Consider the following 18,911-nt stretch of genomic DNA (forward strand, 5'->3'; position numbering starts at 1 on the left):
ACGGATCGATCATGTCCAGGAAACGTACTTCCCCCAATCGCAACGTTCAGATCGCCGACCAGATTCAGCGCGATCTGTCCGAACTCATCATGCGCGAGGTCAAGGATCCGCGCATCGGCATCGTAACCATCCAGAGCGTGGAACTCACGCCGGACTATGCGCACGCGAAGGTCTACTTCACGGCGCTCACCGGCGATCCGGACAAGACGCAGGAGGCGCTGAACCATGCGTCGGGCCACCTGCACAACCTGCTGTTCAAGCGCCTGCACATTCATACGGTGCCGACGCTGCATTTCCACTACGACCAGACGATCGAGAAGGCCGTCGAAATGTCGCGCCTGATCAAGGAAGCAAATTCGACGCGCGCGAAGGACGACGACGAGGCCGACGCGCCTGCCAAGGACGATTGAGCTCGACCGGCCTATGACGAATGCAGCACCCCAACGTCCGCGCGTGCCCCGGCGCGTGCTGGACGGCGTTCTCCTGCTCGACAAGCCGGTCGGCCTGTCGAGCAACGATGCGTTGATTCGCGCAAAGCGCCTGCTTCTCGCGAAGAAAGCCGGTCACACCGGCACGCTCGATCCGCTGGCTTCTGGCCTGTTGCCGCTGTGCTTCGGCGAGGCGACGAAGTTCTCGCAGGACTTGCTCGACGCCGACAAGACGTATGAAGCGACGATGCGTCTCGGCCAGCGCACGGCTACCGGTGACGCGGAAGGCGACGTGATCGACACGCGGCCGGTCGAATGCGATCGTGCGGCGGTGGAAGCCGCGCTCGTGCGCTTCACCGGCGACATCGTGCAGGTGCCGCCGATGTATTCGGCGCTCAAGCGCGACGGCAAGCCGCTGTACGAATATGCGCGGGCCGGCCAGACCGTCGAGCGGGAAGGCCGCAACGTGACGATTCATGCGCTCGATCTGCTCGCCTGCGAGCTGCCCGACGTGACGTTTCGCGTGACCTGCAGCAAGGGCACGTATGTGCGCACGCTGGCGGAGGATATCGGCGAGGCGCTGGGTTGCGGCGCGCATCTGACGATGCTGCGTCGCACGGGCGTCGGCGCGCTGACGCTCGAGCATGCGGTGACGCTCGATGCGCTGTCGGACGCTGCCGAAGCGGCGCGCGATGCATGGCTGCAGCCGGTCGATGCGTTGCTGTCGACGTTCCCGGCCATTCGGCTCGACGACGCGTCCGCGAAGCGGTTCCTGCATGGTCAGCGCCTGCCGCTGTCGGCGCTGGAGCCGATCGACGCGGCCGATGGCGAGCGCGTGCGTGTGTATGACGCGACGCGGTTGCTCGGCGTGGCGCGCAAGGCGAATGGCGTGCTCGCCCCGGAACGGCTGGTCGTGACGGCGCAATGATGTAGTCGTGCACGCAAGTGCATGCAGCGGCATGAAAAAGCCCGGTCGATTTCGACCGGGCTTTTTGTTTGGCGTGACCGCGCAGGGATGCGGCGTGCCGGTAGCGCTCAGTGCGCCGCCGACGCCGCCGCACCGGCATCGCCACCGCCCGCGCGTTCGGGCTTGGTGATCCAGATCAGTGCGATCAGCAGCACGAAGATGACCGCCGAGATGTAGAACAGGTCGTTCACGCCGAGCTGCGCGGCCTGTTGCGTGGCCATGTTGTTGATCAGTCCGTGTGCCTGGTTCTGCGACAGCCCGAGATTGCCCATCTGCGTGACGGCCTGGTTGAACGTCGGGTTGTACGGGTTCGCCTGCTCGACCAGTTGCGCGTGATGGAAGTTGTTGCGGTGGTCCCATGCGGTCTGGAAGATCGACGTGCCGATGCCGCCGCACATGATCCGCACGAAGTTCGACAGGCCGGACGCCGCGGGAATGCGGTGGCCGGGCAGGCCGGACAACGTGATCGACACGAGCGGGATGAAGAAGCCCGCCATCGCGATGCCCTGCACGAGCGTCGGCAGCGTCAGCGACCATTCGTCGACGCCCGTCGTATATCGCGAACGCATCCAGAAGCACAGCGCAAACGTCAGGAACGACGCCGTCGAGATGAAGCGCGGATCGGTGCGTGGCAGATACTTCCCGGTGAGGGGCGACAACAGGATGGCGAACAACCCGACCGGCGCCATCACGAGGCCGGCGTCGGTCGCGGTGTAGCCGATTTGCGTCTGCAGCCACAGCGGTAACAGCACGAGATTACCGAAGTACAGGCCGTACCCGATCGACAGCGCGACCGTGCCGCCGGTGAAGTTCCGGATGCGGAACAGCGACAGGTCGACGACCGGGTGCTCGGCGGTCAGCTCCCAGATCACGAAGAACGCGAACGCGATGACAGCGGTCAGCGCGAGCACGACGATGGTCGTCGACGCGAACCAGTCGAGATCCTTGCCCTTGTCGAGCATGATCTGCAGCGAGCCGACCCAGACGACCAGCAGCGCGAGGCCCACGCCGTCGATCGGCGCGCGGCGCACGGCCGACTCCCGATTACGGTAGATCGCCCACGTCGCGGCGGCGGCAGCGATGCCGACCGGGATGTTGACGTAGAAGATCCACGGCCACGAATAGTTGTCGGAGATCCAGCCACCGAGAATCGGACCCGCGACGGGCGCGATCAGCGTCGTCATCGCCCATAGCGCGAGCGCCATCGGCGCCTTCGCGCGCGGATAGCTCGACAGCAGGAGCGCTTGCGACAGCGGAATCATCGGGCCGGCGACCGCGCCCTGGAGCACGCGCGAGCCGAGCAGGAACGGCAGGTTCGGCGACAGCCCGCACATCCACGACGAGATCACGAACAGGATGATCGACGCGAGGAACAGGCGAACCTGCCCGAAACGGTCGGTCAGCCAGCCAGTCAGCGGCACCGAGATTGCGTTCGCGACCGCGAACGACGTGATGACCCACGTGCCCTGGTCGGACGACACGCCGAGGTCGCCCGAGATGGTCGGGATCGCGACGTTCGCGATGGACGTGTCGAGCACGTTCATGAACACCGCGAGCGACACCGCGATCGTGCCGAGCACGAGTTGCCCGCCCTGCAAGGGCGGGTGGGAGACAGGAGCCTGTGCCATGTCGGTTGTCTTTCCGGAGTCGGAACGGTTACATCATTTTCGCGGCGCTGTTCTGCTTCGCCGCGACCGGCGCCGACGCGTTGCCGCCTGCGTTCTCGGCGATGATGCGCGCGATTTCGGCGTCGGCTTCGTCGCCGTATTTCGCGAACACGTTGGTCTCGTAGACGGTGTTCGGCGCGTTGACGAGCTGGTCGCCGCGTTCGTCCTTGATGTCCACGTCGACCTGCATCGACAGGCCGATGCGCAGCGGATGCTTGTCGAGATCCTTCGGATCGAGTTCGATCCGCACCGGCAGGCGCTGCACGACCTTGATCCAGTTGCCGGTCGCGTTTTGCGCCGGTAGCAGCGAGAACGCCGAGCCCGTGCCGGCCGAGAAACCGACGACCTTGCCGTGGTACGTGACCGACGAACCGTAGATGTCGGCCGTCATTTCGACCGGCTGGCCGATGCGCATGTGCTTCAGCTGGACTTCCTTGAAGTTCGCGTCGACCCACACGGCATTCAGCGGCACCACCGACATCAGCGGGTTGCCGGGCGACACGCGCTGGCCGACCTGCACCGAGCGCTTCGCGACGTAGCCGGTGACCGGCGCCGGCAGCACGTTACGTGCGTTCGCGAGGTATGCGTCGCGCACCTTCGCGGCGGCGGCCATCACGTTCGGATGCGATGCGATCGTCGTGTTCGCGGTCAATGCGCGATTCGATGCGAGCTGCTGCTGCGCGGCGTCGACCGATGCCTGCGCGGCCTTCACCGCGTCGCGGGCGTGCGAGATTTCTTCCTGCGACACGGCGCCCGTTTGCGCGACGGCCAGGCGGCGACGCAGGTCGTCCTGGGCCTTCGACAGGTCGGACTGGCGCAGCGCGACTTGCGCGCGGTACTGGTCGTCGTTGACGAACAGGCCGCGCACCTGGCGTACCGTCTGCGCGAGGTTGGCTTCCGCCTGCTGCAGCGCGACCTGCGAATCGGCCGGGTCGAGCACGACCAGCGGGTCGCCGGCCTTGACCGTCTGCGTGTCGTCCGCCTTCACGGCGATCACGGTGCCGGTGACCTGCGGCGTGATCTGCACGACGTTGCCGTTCACGTAGGCATCGTCGGTGTCTTCATGGAAGCGCGCGACGAGGAAGTAGTACAGGCCGTATGCGATGGCCGCGATCACGATGACCGCGACGAGCAGCGTCATCATTCGTTTGCGCTTGCCGTTGTTCTGCGGCTGCGCGCTGGCGGCGTTTTGTTGGTCGCTCATGGCGATTTTCTCCGTCCGTTATTTCGAGTGTCTGCGTAGTGGTGGCGCCGGCTCAGTTGGCGGCCTGTTTGGTCGGCGTGGCGGCATCGGGCGCGGCGAGCGGCGTGCCGGTCGCGTCGAACCCGCCGCCGAGCGCCTTGATCAGGGCGAGCTGCATGTCGCGGCGACGCATCTTCAGGTTGGTCACCGTCTGTTCCGCTGCGAGGCGGTTGCTGTCCGCCGTCAGCACCTGCAGTTGCGGCGACAGGCCGGCCTTGTAGCGGATGACCGCGAGATCGTACGCGCGCGTCGACGCGTCGAGCGCACGCTGCGCGTCGCCCATCTGGCGATCGATCGCACGGATCGACGCGACCTGCGTGGCGACGTCGTTCAGCGCGCTGATCAGCGTCTGGTTGTAGTTCGCGACCGACAGGTCGAAGTCCGCGTAGCGGCCCTTGAGCTGCGCGCGCAGCGCGCCGGCATCGAAGATCGGCAGGTGGATCGCCGGGCCGAACTGCGCCTGGCGGCTCGCGAAGTTCAGGAATTTGCCCCAGCCGAACGCATCGAAGCCGAAGCCGGCCGCGAGGTTCACGTCGGGGTAGAACTCGGCCTTCGCTTCCTTCACGTCGTGCATCGCGGCTTCGACCTGCCAGCGCGCGGCGACGATGTCGGGGCGGCGCGAGACGAGGTCGGCCGGCAGGTTGCCGGGCAGCGTGACGTTGCCGCTCGGGTTCATCACGGGCGCCGCGATCTGCAGCCCGCGATCCGGACCCTTGCCGAGCAGCGCGGCAAGCTGGTAGCGCACCGTCGTGATCTGGCCGTCGAGGTCCGACAGCGAAGCCTGGGTCGTCGCGATGTTGCCGCGCGCCGTCTGGCGTTCGACGTTGGTGTCGAGGCCGGCGGATACGCGGCCGTCGGTGATCTTGCCGACCGTCTCGCGGTTGGTGATCTCGCGTTGCGCGATGTCGCGCAGTGCGTAGAGCTGCGCGAGCGAGTTGTAGGTGCGCGCGACCGACGACGCGAGTGTGATGCGCGCCTGTTGCATGTCGGCTTCGGCCGCTTTTTCCTGCGATACGGCCGTGTGCAGGCGTTCGCGGTTCTTGCCCCACAGATCGAGTTCCCACGACGCGCTCGCGAGCGCGTTGTTCTCGCTGTACCACTGGCCGCCGTACGGGGGCGGGAACAGCCCGTTCGCTGAATACAACTCGCGTGTCCACGAATAGCTGGCTTCGGCCTTCGGCATCAGGTTCGAGCGCGACGATTCGATGTACGACGAGGCCTTCGCGATGCGCGCCTGCGCCTGCGCGATCGACGGGTTGCCCTGCAGTGCTTCGTCGATCAGCTTCGGCAGTTGCGGATCGCCGAACTGGCTGGCCCAGTCGAGCGCCGGCCACTGGCCGCCCTGGGCCGGCAGGCTCTGGGTGGATTCGAATTGCGACGCGGGGGCGATCTGCTTGTCGCTCTTGATGCCGATGTAATTCGCGCAGCCCGCCAGCGCCAGCGCGGCGACCGCGGCGGCGACGGCGGCGCGGCACGACCCGGCGCGCACGGACAACGGGGAGGTTTTCATCGCGCTAACCCCTGACTCGGAATGAATGATGGACACTGCAAGGATTTCCTTACATTAATCTGTCAAAAGTAATTGTTATGGCAACTATTACGTGATGCTACCGCCGGCCGTCTCGCAATAGTTGCTGAGAATGCGGCGCAGCATGCTCTTCAGGAACCCGACTTCTTCCGGCGTAAACCCGTCCAGCACCTGGTCGAGCACGCTGCGGAAAATCGGCGGCAGCCGTTCGGCCAGCGCCCGGCCTTCGTCGGTGAGCTCGAGCCGCACGACGCGCCTGTCCTCGACGCTGCGCACGCGCGACAGCAGGCCGCGTTTCTCGACCCGGTCGAGCAGGCGCGTGACCGCGCTTGCGTCGATCCCGTATTCGCGCGCGAGTTCGGCGGCCGTCGAGCACTTGCCGACCGCGATCATGAACAACATGCTCGCCTGCGTGCCCGTGATGCCGAGCTCTTCCTGCGTGCGTTGCGTGACGAGGTTGGTCATCACGGACTTCACGCGCGACATCAGATAACCGACGCTGTCGTTCATCTGGTAAGAAGACAGCGGCGAAACGGGCGGTGGGGTAGGAGAATCCGACATAAAACCCTGAAGCTGCAATAGTTGACTAGGCAGCAGTATAGGCACAATTGCTTGCCGCGGCAAATGTTAATCGAACGGCAAAACGCGCGCTTTGTCCGGCGAGAGTCCCTTGTCGGGATAAGGTTTTTTCGGTCGTTCGATGGCGGCGCGCCGGGCGGTCGACCGGTTCGGAAGGGTGGCGGTGGCGCCCGTTTTGTTGCGTTGCACCGTGCGGGTCAGCTGTCGACACGCGCACGTGCTATAATTTGTGGCTTTCCAAGCTGCAACAGCGCGCGCCCGTGAAAACGAGCGCGCGCGTTTGCGCGTTCAAACGATTTCCAGGTTTCTATGACCCGCGCCCTTCGCAATATCGCCATCATCGCTCACGTCGACCACGGCAAGACGACGCTCGTCGACCAACTGCTTCGCCAGTCCGGCACCTTCCGCGACAACCAGCAAGTCGCCGAGCGTGTGATGGACTCGAACGACATCGAAAAGGAACGCGGGATCACGATTCTCGCGAAGAACTGCGCGGTCGAATACGAAGGCACGCACGTCAACATCGTCGACACCCCGGGGCACGCGGACTTCGGCGGCGAAGTCGAGCGCGTGCTGTCGATGGTCGACTCGGTGCTGCTGCTCGTCGACGCGGTCGAGGGCCCGATGCCGCAGACGCGCTTCGTCACGAAGAAGGCGCTCGCGCTCGGCCTGAAGCCGATCGTCGTCGTCAACAAGATCGACCGCCCGGGCGCGCGGATCGACTGGGTGATCAACCAGACCTTCGACCTGTTCGACAAGCTCGGCGCGACCGAGGAGCAGCTCGACTTTCCGATCGTCTACGCGTCGGGCCTGAACGGCTACGCGTCGCTCGACCCGGCGGCCCGCGAAGGCGACATGCGTCCGCTGTTCGAGGCGATCCTCGAGCACGTGCCGGTTCGCCCGGCCGATCCGGAAGCGCCGTTGCAGCTCCAGATCACGTCGCTCGACTATTCGACGTACGTCGGCCGGATCGGCGTCGGCCGCATCACGCGCGGTCGCATCAAGCCGGGCCAGCCGGTCGTGATGCGCTTCGGCCCGGAAGGCGACGTGCTGAACCGCAAGATCAACCAGGTGCTGTCTTTCAAGGGCCTGGAGCGCGTGCAGGTCGAGTCGGCCGAAGCGGGCGACATCGTGCTGATCAACGGTATTGAAGACGTCGGCATCGGCGCGACGATCTGCGCGGTCGACACGCCGGAAGCGCTGCCGATGATCACCGTCGACGAACCGACGCTGACGATGAACTTCCTCGTCAACTCGTCGCCGCTCGCCGGCCGCGAAGGCAAGTTCGTGACGAGCCGCCAGATCCGCGACCGCCTGATGAAGGAGCTGAACCACAACGTCGCGCTGCGCGTGAAGGATACCGGCGACGAAACGGTGTTCGAAGTGTCGGGTCGCGGCGAGCTGCACCTGACGATTCTCGTCGAGAACATGCGCCGCGAAGGCTACGAGCTGGCCGTGTCGCGTCCGCGCGTCGTGATGCAGGAAATCGACGGCGTGCGTCACGAGCCGTACGAGCTGCTGACGGTCGACGTCGAGGACGAACACCAGGGCGGCGTGATGGAAGAGCTCGGCCGCCGCAAGGGCGAAATGCTCGACATGGCATCGGACGGCCGCGGCCGCACGCGTCTGGAATACAAGATCTCGGCGCGTGGCCTGATCGGCTTCCAGAGCGAATTCCTGACGCTCACGCGCGGCACGGGCCTGATGAGCCACATCTTCGACTCGTATGCGCCGGTCAAGGACGGTTCGGTCTTCGAACGTCGCAACGGCGTGCTGATCTCGCAGGACGACGGCGCGGCCGTGGCCTACGCCCTGTGGAAGCTGCAGGATCGCGGCCGTATGTTCGTGAAGCCGGGCGACGCGCTGTATGAGGGCATGATCATCGGCATCCACAGCCGCGACAACGACCTCGTCGTGAACCCGATCAAGGGCAAGCAGCTGACCAACGTGCGTGCGTCGGGTACCGACGAAGCCGTGCGTCTCGTGCCGCCGGTCCAGATGTCGCTGGAATACGCGGTCGAATTCATCGACGACGACGAGCTCGTCGAAGTGACGCCGCAGTCGATCCGCCTGCGCAAGCGCTTCCTGAAGGAACACGAGCGTCGCCGCGCGAGCCGCGAAGGCGCGGTCGACTGAGCATCGGCCGTTCCCGACACGACGAAAAAGGCTGCCTTCGGGCAGCCTTTTTTGCATCCGCGCGTCGGGCAACCGGATTGCCTGCAAAACACTGTTCCCGCAGGTCGCGGCAATCCGGCAAAACCCCGCCGCGCGGTGCTTTCAGGCACATTTCGCCGTGAACTCCGGTATCGGTTCTGTGATATGCTGCGCGCACGCAAGTTTTAGGTCCTTCCAAGCAAGACTTGATTCGCAATCCGCTAAACGGTCAGGCCGTGTCGCGGAAGGTTGAGTAACCCGCTATTTCTCGAGAAGCTCGAAGAAAGGTGAGCGTAAAATGTCAGATGTAATGAAGCAGTTTCAGCTGAACTCCTATCTGTTCGGCGGCAATGCTTCGTACGTTGAAGAACTGTACGATGCATACCTCAACAATCCGGCGTCGGTGCCGGAGAACTGGCGAGAGTATTTCGACGCGCTGCAGAACGTGCCTGCAACGGACGGCTCCAACGCCAATGACGTTGCGCATTTCCCGATCGTCGAATCGTTCGCCGAGCGTGCTAAGGCCAATGCCTTCATCCCGCGCGAAAGCACCAGCAATCTCGCGACCGCACGCAAGCAGGTGCACGTCCAGTCGCTGATCAGCGCCTACCGCTTCCTCGGCTCGCAATGGGCCAATCTCGATCCGCTGAAGCGCCGCGAACGCCCGGCCATTCCCGAGCTCGAACCCGCGTTCTACGACTTCTCCGAAGGCGACCTCGACCAGACCTACAGCGCAAGCAACCTGTACTTCGGCTTCGACCAGGCTTCGCTGCGCGACATCGTCAAGGGTCTGCGCGACACGTACTGCGGCACGATCGGCGCCGAGTACATGTACATCAGTGATCCGGAACAGAAGCGCTGGTGGCAGGAGCGCCTGGAGTCGACCCGCGCGACGCCGTCGTTCTCGATCGACAAGAAGAAGCACATCCTGAATCGCCTGACGGCCGCCGAAGGCCTCGAGCGCTACCTGCACACCAAGTACGTCGGCCAGAAGCGCTTCTCGCTCGAAGGCGGCGAGAGCTTCATCGCGGCGATGGACGAAGTCGTCCAGCACGCGGGCAAGAGCGGCGTGCAGGAAATCATCATCGGCATGGCTCACCGCGGCCGTCTGAACGTGCTGGTCAACACGCTGGGCAAGATGCCGGCCGACCTGTTCGCCGAATTCGAAGGCAAGCACGTCGACGACCTGCCGGCCGGTGACGTCAAGTACCACAAGGGCTTCTCGTCGGACGTGTCGACGGAAGGCGGCCCGGTCCACCTGTCGCTCGCGTTCAACCCGTCGCACCTCGAAATCGTGAACCCGGTGGTCGAAGGTTCCGCGAAGGCGCGGATGGACCGTCGCGGCGACGAAGACGGCCTGCAAGTGCTGCCGGTGCAGATCCACGGTGACGCGGCCTTCGCTGGCCAGGGCGTCGTGATGGAAACGCTGAACCTCGCGCAGACGCGCGGTTACGGCACGCACGGCACGCTGCACATCGTCATCAACAACCAGATCGGCTTCACGACGTCCGACCCGCGCGATGCGCGTTCGACGCTGTACTGTACCGACGTCGTCAAGATGATCGAAGCGCCGGTGCTGCACGTGAACGGCGACGATCCGGAAGCCGTCGTGCTCGCGATCCAGATCGCGATCGACTACCGGATGCAGTTCCACAAGGATGTCGTGATCGACATCGTCTGCTTCCGCAAGCTGGGTCACAACGAGCAGGACACGCCGGCGGTCACGCAGCCGCTGATGTACAAGAAGATCGCGCAGCACCCGGGCACCCGTGCGCTGTACGCCGAGAAGCTCGTGCAGCAGGGCGTGATCACCGCCGAAGACGCCGACAACTACGTGAAGGCGTACCGCAAGGCGATGGACGACGGCCACCACACCGTCGATCCGGTCCTGTCGAACTACAAGAGCAAGTACGCGGTCGACTGGGTTCCGTTCCTGAACCGCAAGTGGACGGACGCAGCCGACACGGCCGTGCCGCTCGCCGAACTGAAGCGCCTGGGCGAACGCATCACGACCGTCCCGGAAAACTTCAAGGTCCACCCGCTCGTCGAGCGCGTGATCAACGACCGCCGCAACATGGCGCGCGGCGACCAGCCGCTCGACTGGGGCATGGGCGAACACCTCGCATTCGCGTCGCTCGTCGCATCGGGCTACTCGGTGCGCCTGACGGGTCAGGACTCGGGCCGCGGCACGTTCACGCACCGTCACGCGGTGCTGCACGACCAGAACCGCGAGCGCTGGAACGACGGCACGTACGTGCCGCTGCAGAACATCGCCGAAGGTCAGGCGAAGTTCACGGTGATCGACTCGGTGCTGTCGGAAGAAGCGGTGCTGGGCTTCGAGTACGGTTACTCGACCGCCGAGCCGAACACGCTCGTGCTGTGGGAAGCGCAGTTCGGCGACTTCGTCAACGGCGCGCAGGTCGTGATCGACCAGTTCATCTCGTCGGGCGAAGTGAAGTGGGGCCGCGTGTCGGGTCTCACGATGCTGCTGCCGCACGGCTACGAAGGCCAGGGTCCGGAACACTCGTCGACGCGTATCGAGCGTTTCCTGCAACTGTGCGCTGACCACAACATGCAGGTCGTTCAGCCGACGACGCCGGCGCAGATCTTCCACCTGCTGCGTCGCCAGATGATCCGCCTGTTCCGCAAGCCGCTGATCGTCGCCACGCCGAAGTCGCTGCTGCGTCACAAGGAAGCCGTGTCGGACCTGTCCGAACTGGCGAAGGGTTCGTTCCAGCCGGTGCTGGGCGAAACCGACGGCGGCATCGACGCGAAGAAGGTCAAGCGCGTGCTGGTATGCTCGGGCCGCGTGTATTACGACCTCGTTGCACATCGCCGCGAAGCGAAGGCGAACGACGTCGCGATCATCCGGATCGAGCAGCTGTATCCGTTCGCGCACAAGCAGTTCGAAGCCGAAATGAAGAAGTACGAGAACGCGACTGAAGTGGTCTGGGTGCAGGACGAGCCGCAGAACCAGGGCCCCTGGTTCTACGTCGAGCACCATCTGAAGGAAGGCATGAAGGAAGGGCAGAAGCTGGCATACAGCGGCCGTCCGGCTTCGGCCTCGCCGGCGGTTGGCTACTACGCGAAGCACTACGAGCAGCAGAAGGCCCTGATCGAAGGGGCATTCGGCCGCCTGAAGAGCGCATCGATCGCGAAATAACCGACGTCAAGCGAAACGGGAAGGCGCGCGGCGCTTTCCCGTCCCTTTTGGCCCGCCGGGCGCGTAGCGCGCCGCACCGGCCGAAGGAATCGCACGAACCTCGTCACACCCCAGATTAAGCATCCAGGAAAATCACATGGCTATCGTAGAAGTCAAAGTCCCCCAGCTGTCGGAGTCGGTGTCGGAAGCCACCATGCTGCAGTGGAAGAAGAAGCCGGGCGAAGCAGTCGCGCAGGATGAAATCCTGATCGAACTCGAGACCGACAAGGTCGTCCTCGAAGTGCCGGCACCGGCAGCGGGCGTGCTCGCGCAAGTGCTGCAGAACGACGGCGACACGGTCGTGGCCGACCAGATCATCGCGACGATCGACACCGAAGCGAAGGCAGGTGCTGCCGAAGCAGCGGCAGGCGCAGCCGAAGTCAAGCCGGCCGCCGCGCCGGCTGCCGCCGCACCGGCCGCTCAGCCGGCCGCCGCAACCGCGTCGAGCTCGGCCGCCGCATCGCCGGCCGCAGCGAAGCTGCTGGCCGAGAAGGGCCTGTCGACGGGCGACGTCGCAGGTTCGGGCCGCGACGGCCGCGTCACGAAGGGCGACGCGCTGGCTGCAGGCAGCGCACCGAAGGCTGCTCCGGCCGCCGCACCGGCGAAGACCGCCGCTGCGAAGCCGTCGCTGCCGGAAGTGAAGGTGCCGGCGTCGGCCGCGACGTGGCTGAACGATCGTCCGGAACAGCGCGTGCCGATGTCGCGTCTGCGTGCGCGTATCGCCGAGCGTCTGCTCGAATCGCAGCAGACCAACGCGATCCTGACGACGTTCAACGAAGTGAACATGGCTCCGGTCATGGAACTGCGCAACAAGTACAAGGACAAGTTCGAGAAGGAACATGGCGTGAAGCTCGGCTTCATGTCGTTCTTCGTGAAGGCCGCCGTCCATGCGCTGAAGAAATTCCCGCTCGTGAACGCGTCGATCGACGGTAACGACATCGTCTATCACGGCTACTTCGACATCGGTATCGCGGTCGGTTCGCCGCGCGGCCTGGTCGTGCCGATCCTGCGCAACGCGGATCAACTGAGCCTCGCCGAGATCGAGAAGAAGATCGCCGAATTCGGCCAGAAGGCGAAGGACGGCAAGCTGTCGATCGAGGAAATGACGGGCGGTACGTTCTCGATCTCGAACGGCGGCGTGTTCGGCTCGATGCTGTCGACCCCGATCATCAACCCGCCGCAGTCGGCCATCCTCGGCGTGCACGCGACGAAGGAGCGCCCGGTCGTCGAGAACGGCCAGATCGTGATCCGCCCGATCAACTACCTCGCGCTGTCGTACGACCACCGCATCATCGACGGCCGCGAAGCCGTGCTGTCGCTCGTCGCGATGAAGGATGCGCTGGAAGATCCGGCACGCCTGCTGCTCGACCTGTAAGCCGAGTCTCACTGCATCGACCCGTTCCGCAGGGTCGCGCTCACACGCGAACCTGCGGGCGTACAAGTAGAAAGGATTGTCATGTCCAAGGAATTTGACGTCGTCGTGATCGGCGCCGGCCCCGGCGGCTACATCGCCGCGATTCGCGCCGCGCAGCTCGGCAAGACCGTTGCCTGTATCGAGAAGTGGAAGAACCCGGCCGGCGCGCTGAAGCTCGGCGGCACCTGCCTGAACGTCGGCTGCATCCCGTCGAAGGCGCTGCTCGCGTCGTCGGAAGAGTTCGAGAACACGTCGCATCACTTGGCCGACCACGGCATCACCGTCGACGGCGTGAAGATCGACGTCGCGAAGATGCTCGGCCGCAAGGACGCGATCGTCGAGAAGATGACGAGCGGGATCGAGTTCCTGTTCAAGAAGAACAAGATCACCTGGCTGAAGGGCCATGGCAAGTTCACCGGCAAGACCGACGCCGGCGTGCAGATCGAAGTGAGCGGCGAGGGTGAAACCGAAGTCGTCACCGCGAAGAACGTGATCATCGCGACGGGTTCGAAGGCGCGTCACCTGCCGAACATTCCGGTCGACAACAAGATCGTGTCGGACAACGAAGGTGCGCTGACGTTCGACTCGGTGCCGAAGAAGCTCGCCGTGATCGGCGCAGGCGTGATCGGCCTCGAGCTCGGCTCGGTGTGGCGTCGCCTCGGCGCCGACGTGACGGTGCTCGAAGCGCTGCCGGCATTCCTCGGCGCAGCCGACGAAGCGCTCGCGAAGGAAGCGGCCAAGCTGTTCAAGAAGCAAGGCCTCGACATCCATCTCGGCGTGAAGATCGGTGAAGTGAAGACGACCGCGAACGGCGTGTCGATCGCCTACACGGACAAGGACGGCAACGCGCAGACGCTCGACGCCGACCGCCTGATCGTGTCGGTCGGCCGCGTGCCGAACACCGACAACCTCGGCCTCGAGGCGATCGGCCTGAAGGCGAACGAGCGTGGCTTCATCGACGTGGACGACCATTGCCGCACGGCGGTGCCGAACGTGTACGCGATCGGCGACGTGGTGCGCGGCCCGATGCTCGCGCACAAGGCGGAAGACGAAGGCGTGCTGGTCGCGGAAGTGATCGACGGCCAGAAGCCGCACATCGACTACAACTGCATTCCGTGGGTGATCTACACGTACCCGGAAATCGCATGGGTCGGCAAGACGGAGCAGCAGCTGAAGGCGGAAGGCCGCGAGATCAAGACGGGCAAGTTCCCGTTCTCGATCAACGGTCGCGCGCTCGGCATGAACGCGCCGGACGGTTTCGTGAAGATGATCGCGGATGCGAAGACCGACGAACTGCTCGGCGTGCACGTGATCGCCGCGAACGCGTCGGACCTGATCGCGGAAGCCGTGGTGGCGATGGAATTCAAGGCGGCGTCGGAAGACATCGCCCGCATCTGCCATCCGCACCCGTCGATGTCGGAAGTGATGCGCGAAGCGGCGCTCGCCGTCGACAAGCGCTCGCTGAACAGCTGAGCACGGGGTAGCGCCTGCCGGCCGTCGGCCGGCGCAGCCGTCTCATGACGAAGGCGGGCGGGGTTTCCCGCTCGCCTTCGTTCTTTCCGGTTTGCCCGATGAACGTCACCGAATACTACACGCGCGAACTGACCACGCGCGGCTATCAGTCCGATCCCGCGCAGCGCGCGGCCGTCGATCGCCTGCAGCGCTGTTTCGACGAATGGGTCGAATACAAGGCGCGCCGCTCGAACGCTTTCAAGAAGCTCATCAATCATCCGGATCTTCCGCGCGGCGTCTACATGTGGGGCGGTGTCGGTCGCGGCAAGAGCTTCCTGATGGACAGCTTCTACGCAGTCGTACCCGTGCAGCGCAAGACGCGCCTGCATTTCCACGAATTCATGCGCGAAGTGCACCGCGAGCTCGAGGAGCTGAAAGGGCAGGCCGATCCACTCGACGAACTCGCGCGACGCATCGCGAAGCGTTACCGGCTGATCTGTTTCGACGAGTTTCACGTGTCGGACATCGCCGACGCGATGATCCTGTACCGCCTGCTCGATCGCCTGTTCAACAACGGCGTGCAGTTCGTGATGACGTCGAATTACGATCCCGACGATCTGTATCCGGACGGTCTGCATCGCGACCGCATGCTGCCGGCGATCGCGCTGATCAAGGAAAAGCTCGACGTGCTCAACGTCGATGCGGGGGTCGACTATCGCCAGCGCACGCTCGCGCAGGTGAAGATGTATCACACGCCGCTCGGCGCGGAGGCCGATCGCGAACTGCGCCATGCATTCGGCAAGCTCGCGGCGGTGCCCGACGAGAGCCCGATCCTGCATATCGAGAAACGCGAATTGAAGGCGCTGCGCAAGGCGGACGGCGTCGTGTGGTTCGATTTCGCGACGCTGTGCGGCGGCCCGCGTTCGCAGAACGACTACCTGGAACTGGCGAGCCGCTTCCATGCGATCGTGCTGTCCGAGGTGCCGCAGATGTCGCCGCGGATGGCATCCGAAGCGCGCCGCTTCACGTGGCTCATCGACGTGCTGTACGACCACAAGGTCAAGCTGCTGATGTCCGCTGCGGTGCCGGCCGAGGAGTTGTACGTCGAAGGCCCGATGGCCAACGAATTCGCGCGTACGGTCTCGCGCATCGTCGAGATGCAGTCGAAGGAGTATCTCGAAACGCCGCGCCGCATCGTCGATACGTCGTTGACCTGAGCGGATGGTGAGCTTGGTAATTGGCGGGATTTAAACGTCAATTTCGGTTAAATTCTGCCGATCTCCGGGTATTTTCGGATTTGTCTTATATTCATCGTTGAGGTGAGCCGATATTGTGGTGTCATGGTTATTAAGGCTGGAGATGTCCATGACCCCGTATCGCGATTTGACCGACCACGAATGGCGCTGCGTCGCGCCGCTTCTGCCCGAAATGCAACCGCGCACCGAGTTGCGCGGCCGGCCGTTAGCCAACACGCGGGCCGTGCTGAACGGCGTGCTCTGGGTGATCTACAGTGGCGCAACATGGTCGGCCATGCCGCGCCGTTACCCGTCGTATCAAACATGCCATCGCCGCTTCAAGGTGTGGCACGAAACGGGTACGCTGATGAACGTGATGCGTGAGCTTTATGGCGACGCCGGCATGAATCTGTGCAATGAACTGTCCGCGCGGATGCGCAAGCACACGCAATCGAAGGCGGCGGAGGCGCGTAGCAACGCAGCGCCCGCGTATCGTGCACCGGGTAGCTATGCAGCGGATGCGATGAAGCACGCGGCGTGATGCCGTCGCGTTTCGTTGTGCGCGCACCAAAAGAAATCGGCCTGGCGACGTCGTCGCAGGCCGATTTCTTCATTGAGCCGCGCGTTTCGGCGCGTACGGCGTTATTGCTGGCGAACCCAGGTCTGCGAACGACCGAGCAGCGACACGCCGATGTAGCCGCGCACCACGAGCTTCTGGCCGCCGTCTTCGAGCGTCATCTTGCACTTGTAGACCTTGCCGTTCTCCGGGTCGAGAATGTTGCCGCCGTCCCAGTGGTCGCCGTCCTTCTTCATCGCCTTGATGATCGTCATGCCCTTGATGAGCTGATCCTTGCGCTCGTCCGTGCACGCGGTGCAGCGGCGATCGGGCGTATCGTTCGCGCCGAGGCCCTTGACGACCTTACCCGTCAGCGAGCCGTCGCCATCTTCGGCGATCTGTACGAGTGCCTTCGGTTGATGGGTGTTGTCGTCGATCGTCTGCCACATGCCGATGGGGCTATCGGCTTGCGCGAACGTGGGGGCTGCGCACGCGAGCAGGGCGCCGGCAATGGCGATTGCACGCAACGGGCGGGTCAGTTGAATCATTGTCATCCTCCTTGTTTTGCATGTCTGTTCGATTCGCCCGCACGACCGTCTGCATGGGGCGGGCATGTTGCGAGCTTCGCCAGAATACGTGAAACCGCGCGCCACGTTTGATAGAGGGGACTCTAATCGAAACAGCCCGCGTGACGCGGGCTGTTTCGTGACTTGGGTGACCGATCAGTTGAGCTGATAGGAGAACGCGGCATTGATCCGAGGGCTGCGCGATGCGCTTTCGACCGGTGCGTCGCCCACCGGTTTGGCGACGTTCAGGTCGAGACTGTAATAACGGCTGTCCGTGAACCGCACGCCGATGCCGACCGACGACATGCGGTTCGGCGACGGCGTGCCCGAGTGCAGATACACGCGCGCCATGTCGTATGCGATGTACGGCGTGATCGATTTCAGATACGTCCAGCCCGGCGTGAAGCCGCGGTTGACCTCCAGCGACATCCCCCAGCCCGAGTCGCCCGATGTCTCGCCCGGCTGGTAGCCGAGCGCGTAACGGGTCGAGCCGAACGAGATCTGTTCGGACGTCGGCAGCGAGTCGGGACTGTATTGCCCGGTCAGCGAGACCGACGTGCCGATCCGGAACGGCCATTCGTTCGTCTGCGTGAAGGTCGCGCCGGTGCGCACGAAGGTCAGCGAGATCGGGCTGTCCACCGAGGTCGTGGTCGTGCCGACGGTGATGTCCTGCGCTTTCGATGCGCCGAGGATGTTGAATCCTTTCGCGACGTTAACGCTCAGCTTCTGTACCTGTTTCGGCTGGACGCTCGTGTAGTCGAGCTGCATCTGCAGCACGCGGACCTGCGAGCGCGTATCGAGACTCGCACCGTTGATCTGGTTCTGGTAGCGGTCCTCGTTGTGCGACGCATAGCCCGACACGGTGCCGAGCAGGCTGCGCTGATTGTTCAACAGTATCGGATAGGAGGCCGAAAGACCGAGTTTTTCGTTCTTGACCGTCCGCTCGACGTACGACGGCAACCCCGGGTTGTCGGTCGGCTTGCCGCGATACGTGCTGGCGTCGAGGCGCGTGATCAGGCCGCTGCTGCCGACGGGCACCGCGCCGCTGAACGCGAAATAGGTTTGCTTGTCGCGTCCCGGCGGCGCGAGCGCCGAGATGCTCAACTGCTCGCCGAACCGCGTCAGGCCGTTTTCGGTCGCGGTGATGAGGCCCTGCACGCCGGGGTGGTTGAAGTCGATACCCGTGCTGACGTTGAACGGCTTGCGATCGACCGCGAGCTCGAGCGTCGTCGCGCCGTCGGTGGTCTGCGGCGGCGGGACATTCGCCTTCACCGTGAGGCCGGGCAGCAGGCCGAACGTGTTCACGTAACGCTCGAACGTCGCGCGGCGCAGCGGGCGATCGGCCGTGATGTGCGCGGCAATCGCGCGAATCTTCGGTTCCATCGCACCGGGCTTGCCGGTGACCTTGACGTCCGACACATAGCCTTCGACCACCGTGATGCGCACGACGCCGTTCTCGAACGTTTGCGCGGGGACGAACGCGAACGACAGCGCGTAGCCGCGTTCCTGGTACAGCGTCGTCACGCCGTTGGCGGTTTCGATCAGTTCGCCGATCGTGATGTCCTTGCCGACGAGCGGTGTGAAGCGGCGCGTGATTTCTTCGAACGGTATCGACTTCACGCCTTCGACCTGGAACGTCGTCGGCGTCAGGTGCCGCGACAGCAGCTCCTGCAATTGCGGCGCCTGTGGCGCGACCTGTACGGTGACGTTCGGGCCCGTCTTCGGCGCGTTGATCTGGGGAAGGGAGTCGAGCGGGTTACCGCCGACGCGCGTTTGTGCCTGTGCCGTACCTGCTGCCGCGATGGCGAGCAGCATCATCCATCTGTCGAGTCTGGATTTCATTGTTCTTCCTCGTAGGCCTTGCTTTTCGTCTTCTTTGTAATGCCGGCGCGCGACACCGGGGTGTCGCGCGCCGCGTGC

The 18,911-nt window shown here is 64.3% G+C and carries 14 protein-coding genes; 8 read left to right on the top strand and 6 right to left on the bottom strand.

What is annotated here, in order from left to right; all coding sequences use genetic code 11:
* The first annotated feature begins 11 nt into the window (after nt 1–11).
* The gene (gene rbfA / locus MMB92_RS30040) at nt 12–410 is read left to right on the top strand and encodes a 30S ribosome-binding factor RbfA (RefSeq protein ID WP_006495346.1); all 399 of its coding nucleotides are present in this window, start codon (nt 12–14) and stop codon (nt 408–410) included.
* A 13-nt stretch (nt 411–423) separates the two neighbouring features.
* Nucleotides 424–1,356 (top strand): tRNA pseudouridine(55) synthase TruB, encoded by a 933-nt coding sequence (truB, locus tag MMB92_RS30045; protein ID WP_034200655.1) that lies wholly within the window; start codon nt 424–426, stop codon nt 1,354–1,356.
* A 107-nt stretch (nt 1,357–1,463) separates the two neighbouring features.
* Here truB and MMB92_RS30050 read toward each other — a convergent pair whose 3' ends face one another.
* From MMB92_RS30050 to MMB92_RS30065, 4 genes are all read right to left on the bottom strand, one after another.
* Nucleotides 1,464–3,023: a DHA2 family efflux MFS transporter permease subunit gene (locus MMB92_RS30050; protein ID WP_012492561.1), complete on the bottom strand. Its 1,560-nt coding sequence runs from the start codon at nt 3,021–3,023 to the stop codon at nt 1,464–1,466.
* Nucleotides 3,024–3,051: 28 nt separating this feature from the next.
* Nucleotides 3,052–4,266 carry an HlyD family secretion protein gene (locus MMB92_RS30055; protein ID WP_006490688.1) on the bottom strand — a complete coding sequence of 405 codons (1,215 nt, stop codon included), beginning with the start codon at nt 4,264–4,266 and terminating at the stop codon, nt 3,052–3,054.
* A 52-nt stretch (nt 4,267–4,318) separates the two neighbouring features.
* A complete protein-coding gene (locus MMB92_RS30060) occupies nt 4,319–5,815 on the bottom strand; it encodes an efflux transporter outer membrane subunit (protein ID WP_034200654.1) in 1,497 nt (498 codons plus the stop codon).
* Nucleotides 5,816–5,902: 87 nt separating this feature from the next.
* Entirely contained in the window at nt 5,903–6,394 is a 492-nt protein-coding gene (locus MMB92_RS30065; RefSeq protein ID WP_034178626.1) for a MarR family transcriptional regulator, read from the bottom strand.
* Between the two features lie 327 nt (nt 6,395–6,721).
* On the opposite strand from MMB92_RS30065, the gene typA reads away from it, so the two are divergent.
* From typA to MMB92_RS30095, 6 genes are all read left to right on the top strand, one after another.
* Nucleotides 6,722–8,548, top strand: a complete 1,827-nt coding sequence (gene typA / locus MMB92_RS30070; protein ID WP_006490690.1) for a translational GTPase TypA — start codon at nt 6,722–6,724, stop codon at nt 8,546–8,548.
* Between the two features lie 316 nt (nt 8,549–8,864).
* Nucleotides 8,865–11,729 (top strand): 2-oxoglutarate dehydrogenase E1 component, encoded by a 2,865-nt coding sequence (locus tag MMB92_RS30075; RefSeq protein WP_006495342.1) that lies wholly within the window; start codon nt 8,865–8,867, stop codon nt 11,727–11,729.
* Nucleotides 11,730–11,865: 136 nt separating this feature from the next.
* Nucleotides 11,866–13,143 (top strand): 2-oxoglutarate dehydrogenase complex dihydrolipoyllysine-residue succinyltransferase, encoded by a 1,278-nt coding sequence (gene odhB / locus MMB92_RS30080; RefSeq protein ID WP_006493538.1) that lies wholly within the window; start codon nt 11,866–11,868, stop codon nt 13,141–13,143.
* Nucleotides 13,144–13,224: 81 nt separating this feature from the next.
* A complete protein-coding gene (gene lpdA, locus MMB92_RS30085; RefSeq protein ID WP_006483484.1) occupies nt 13,225–14,655 on the top strand; it encodes a dihydrolipoyl dehydrogenase in 1,431 nt (476 codons plus the stop codon).
* Nucleotides 14,656–14,753: 98 nt separating this feature from the next.
* Entirely contained in the window at nt 14,754–15,851 is a 1,098-nt protein-coding gene (gene zapE, locus MMB92_RS30090) for a cell division protein ZapE (protein WP_012492563.1), read from the top strand.
* Nucleotides 15,852–15,999: 148 nt separating this feature from the next.
* Nucleotides 16,000–16,410, top strand: a complete 411-nt coding sequence (locus MMB92_RS30095) for a transposase (RefSeq protein WP_006483499.1) — start codon at nt 16,000–16,002, stop codon at nt 16,408–16,410.
* A 101-nt stretch (nt 16,411–16,511) separates the two neighbouring features.
* Here MMB92_RS30095 and MMB92_RS30100 read toward each other — a convergent pair whose 3' ends face one another.
* Complete coding sequence (locus tag MMB92_RS30100; RefSeq protein WP_006483501.1) at nt 16,512–16,973, bottom strand: DUF2147 domain-containing protein; 462 nt, start codon at nt 16,971–16,973, stop codon at nt 16,512–16,514.
* A gap of 174 nt (nt 16,974–17,147) precedes the next feature.
* Nucleotides 17,148–18,833 (bottom strand): ShlB/FhaC/HecB family hemolysin secretion/activation protein, encoded by a 1,686-nt coding sequence (locus tag MMB92_RS30105; RefSeq protein WP_277563138.1) that lies wholly within the window; start codon nt 18,831–18,833, stop codon nt 17,148–17,150.
* Nucleotides 18,834–18,911: the final 78 nt, after the last annotated feature.

Origin of the sequence: Burkholderia sp. IO2 (assembly GCF_029522185.1) — a bacterium.
GTDB classification, from domain to species: domain Bacteria; phylum Pseudomonadota; class Gammaproteobacteria; order Burkholderiales; family Burkholderiaceae; genus Burkholderia; species Burkholderia cenocepacia.

Excerpts from the sequence above, each read along its gene's own strand:
- rbfA (WP_006495346.1), top strand. The coding sequence starts at position 12 with ATGTCCAGGAAACGTACTTCCCCCAATCGCAACGTTCAGATCGCCGAC.
- truB (WP_034200655.1), top strand. The coding sequence starts at position 424 with ATGACGAATGCAGCACCCCAACGTCCGCGCGTGCCCCGGCGCGTGCTG.
- MMB92_RS30050 (WP_012492561.1), bottom strand. The coding sequence starts at position 3,023 with ATGGCACAGGCTCCTGTCTCCCACCCGCCCTTGCAGGGCGGGCAACTC.
- MMB92_RS30055 (WP_006490688.1), bottom strand. The coding sequence starts at position 4,266 with ATGAGCGACCAACAAAACGCCGCCAGCGCGCAGCCGCAGAACAACGGC.
- MMB92_RS30060 (WP_034200654.1), bottom strand. The coding sequence starts at position 5,815 with ATGAAAACCTCCCCGTTGTCCGTGCGCGCCGGGTCGTGCCGCGCCGCC.
- MMB92_RS30065 (WP_034178626.1), bottom strand. The coding sequence starts at position 6,394 with ATGTCGGATTCTCCTACCCCACCGCCCGTTTCGCCGCTGTCTTCTTAC.
- typA (WP_006490690.1), top strand. The coding sequence starts at position 6,722 with ATGACCCGCGCCCTTCGCAATATCGCCATCATCGCTCACGTCGACCAC.
- MMB92_RS30075 (WP_006495342.1), top strand. The coding sequence starts at position 8,865 with ATGTCAGATGTAATGAAGCAGTTTCAGCTGAACTCCTATCTGTTCGGC.
- odhB (WP_006493538.1), top strand. The coding sequence starts at position 11,866 with ATGGCTATCGTAGAAGTCAAAGTCCCCCAGCTGTCGGAGTCGGTGTCG.
- lpdA (WP_006483484.1), top strand. The coding sequence starts at position 13,225 with ATGTCCAAGGAATTTGACGTCGTCGTGATCGGCGCCGGCCCCGGCGGC.
- zapE (WP_012492563.1), top strand. The coding sequence starts at position 14,754 with ATGAACGTCACCGAATACTACACGCGCGAACTGACCACGCGCGGCTAT.
- MMB92_RS30095 (WP_006483499.1), top strand. The coding sequence starts at position 16,000 with ATGACCCCGTATCGCGATTTGACCGACCACGAATGGCGCTGCGTCGCG.
- MMB92_RS30100 (WP_006483501.1), bottom strand. The coding sequence starts at position 16,973 with ATGATTCAACTGACCCGCCCGTTGCGTGCAATCGCCATTGCCGGCGCC.
- MMB92_RS30105 (WP_277563138.1), bottom strand. The coding sequence starts at position 18,833 with ATGAAATCCAGACTCGACAGATGGATGATGCTGCTCGCCATCGCGGCA.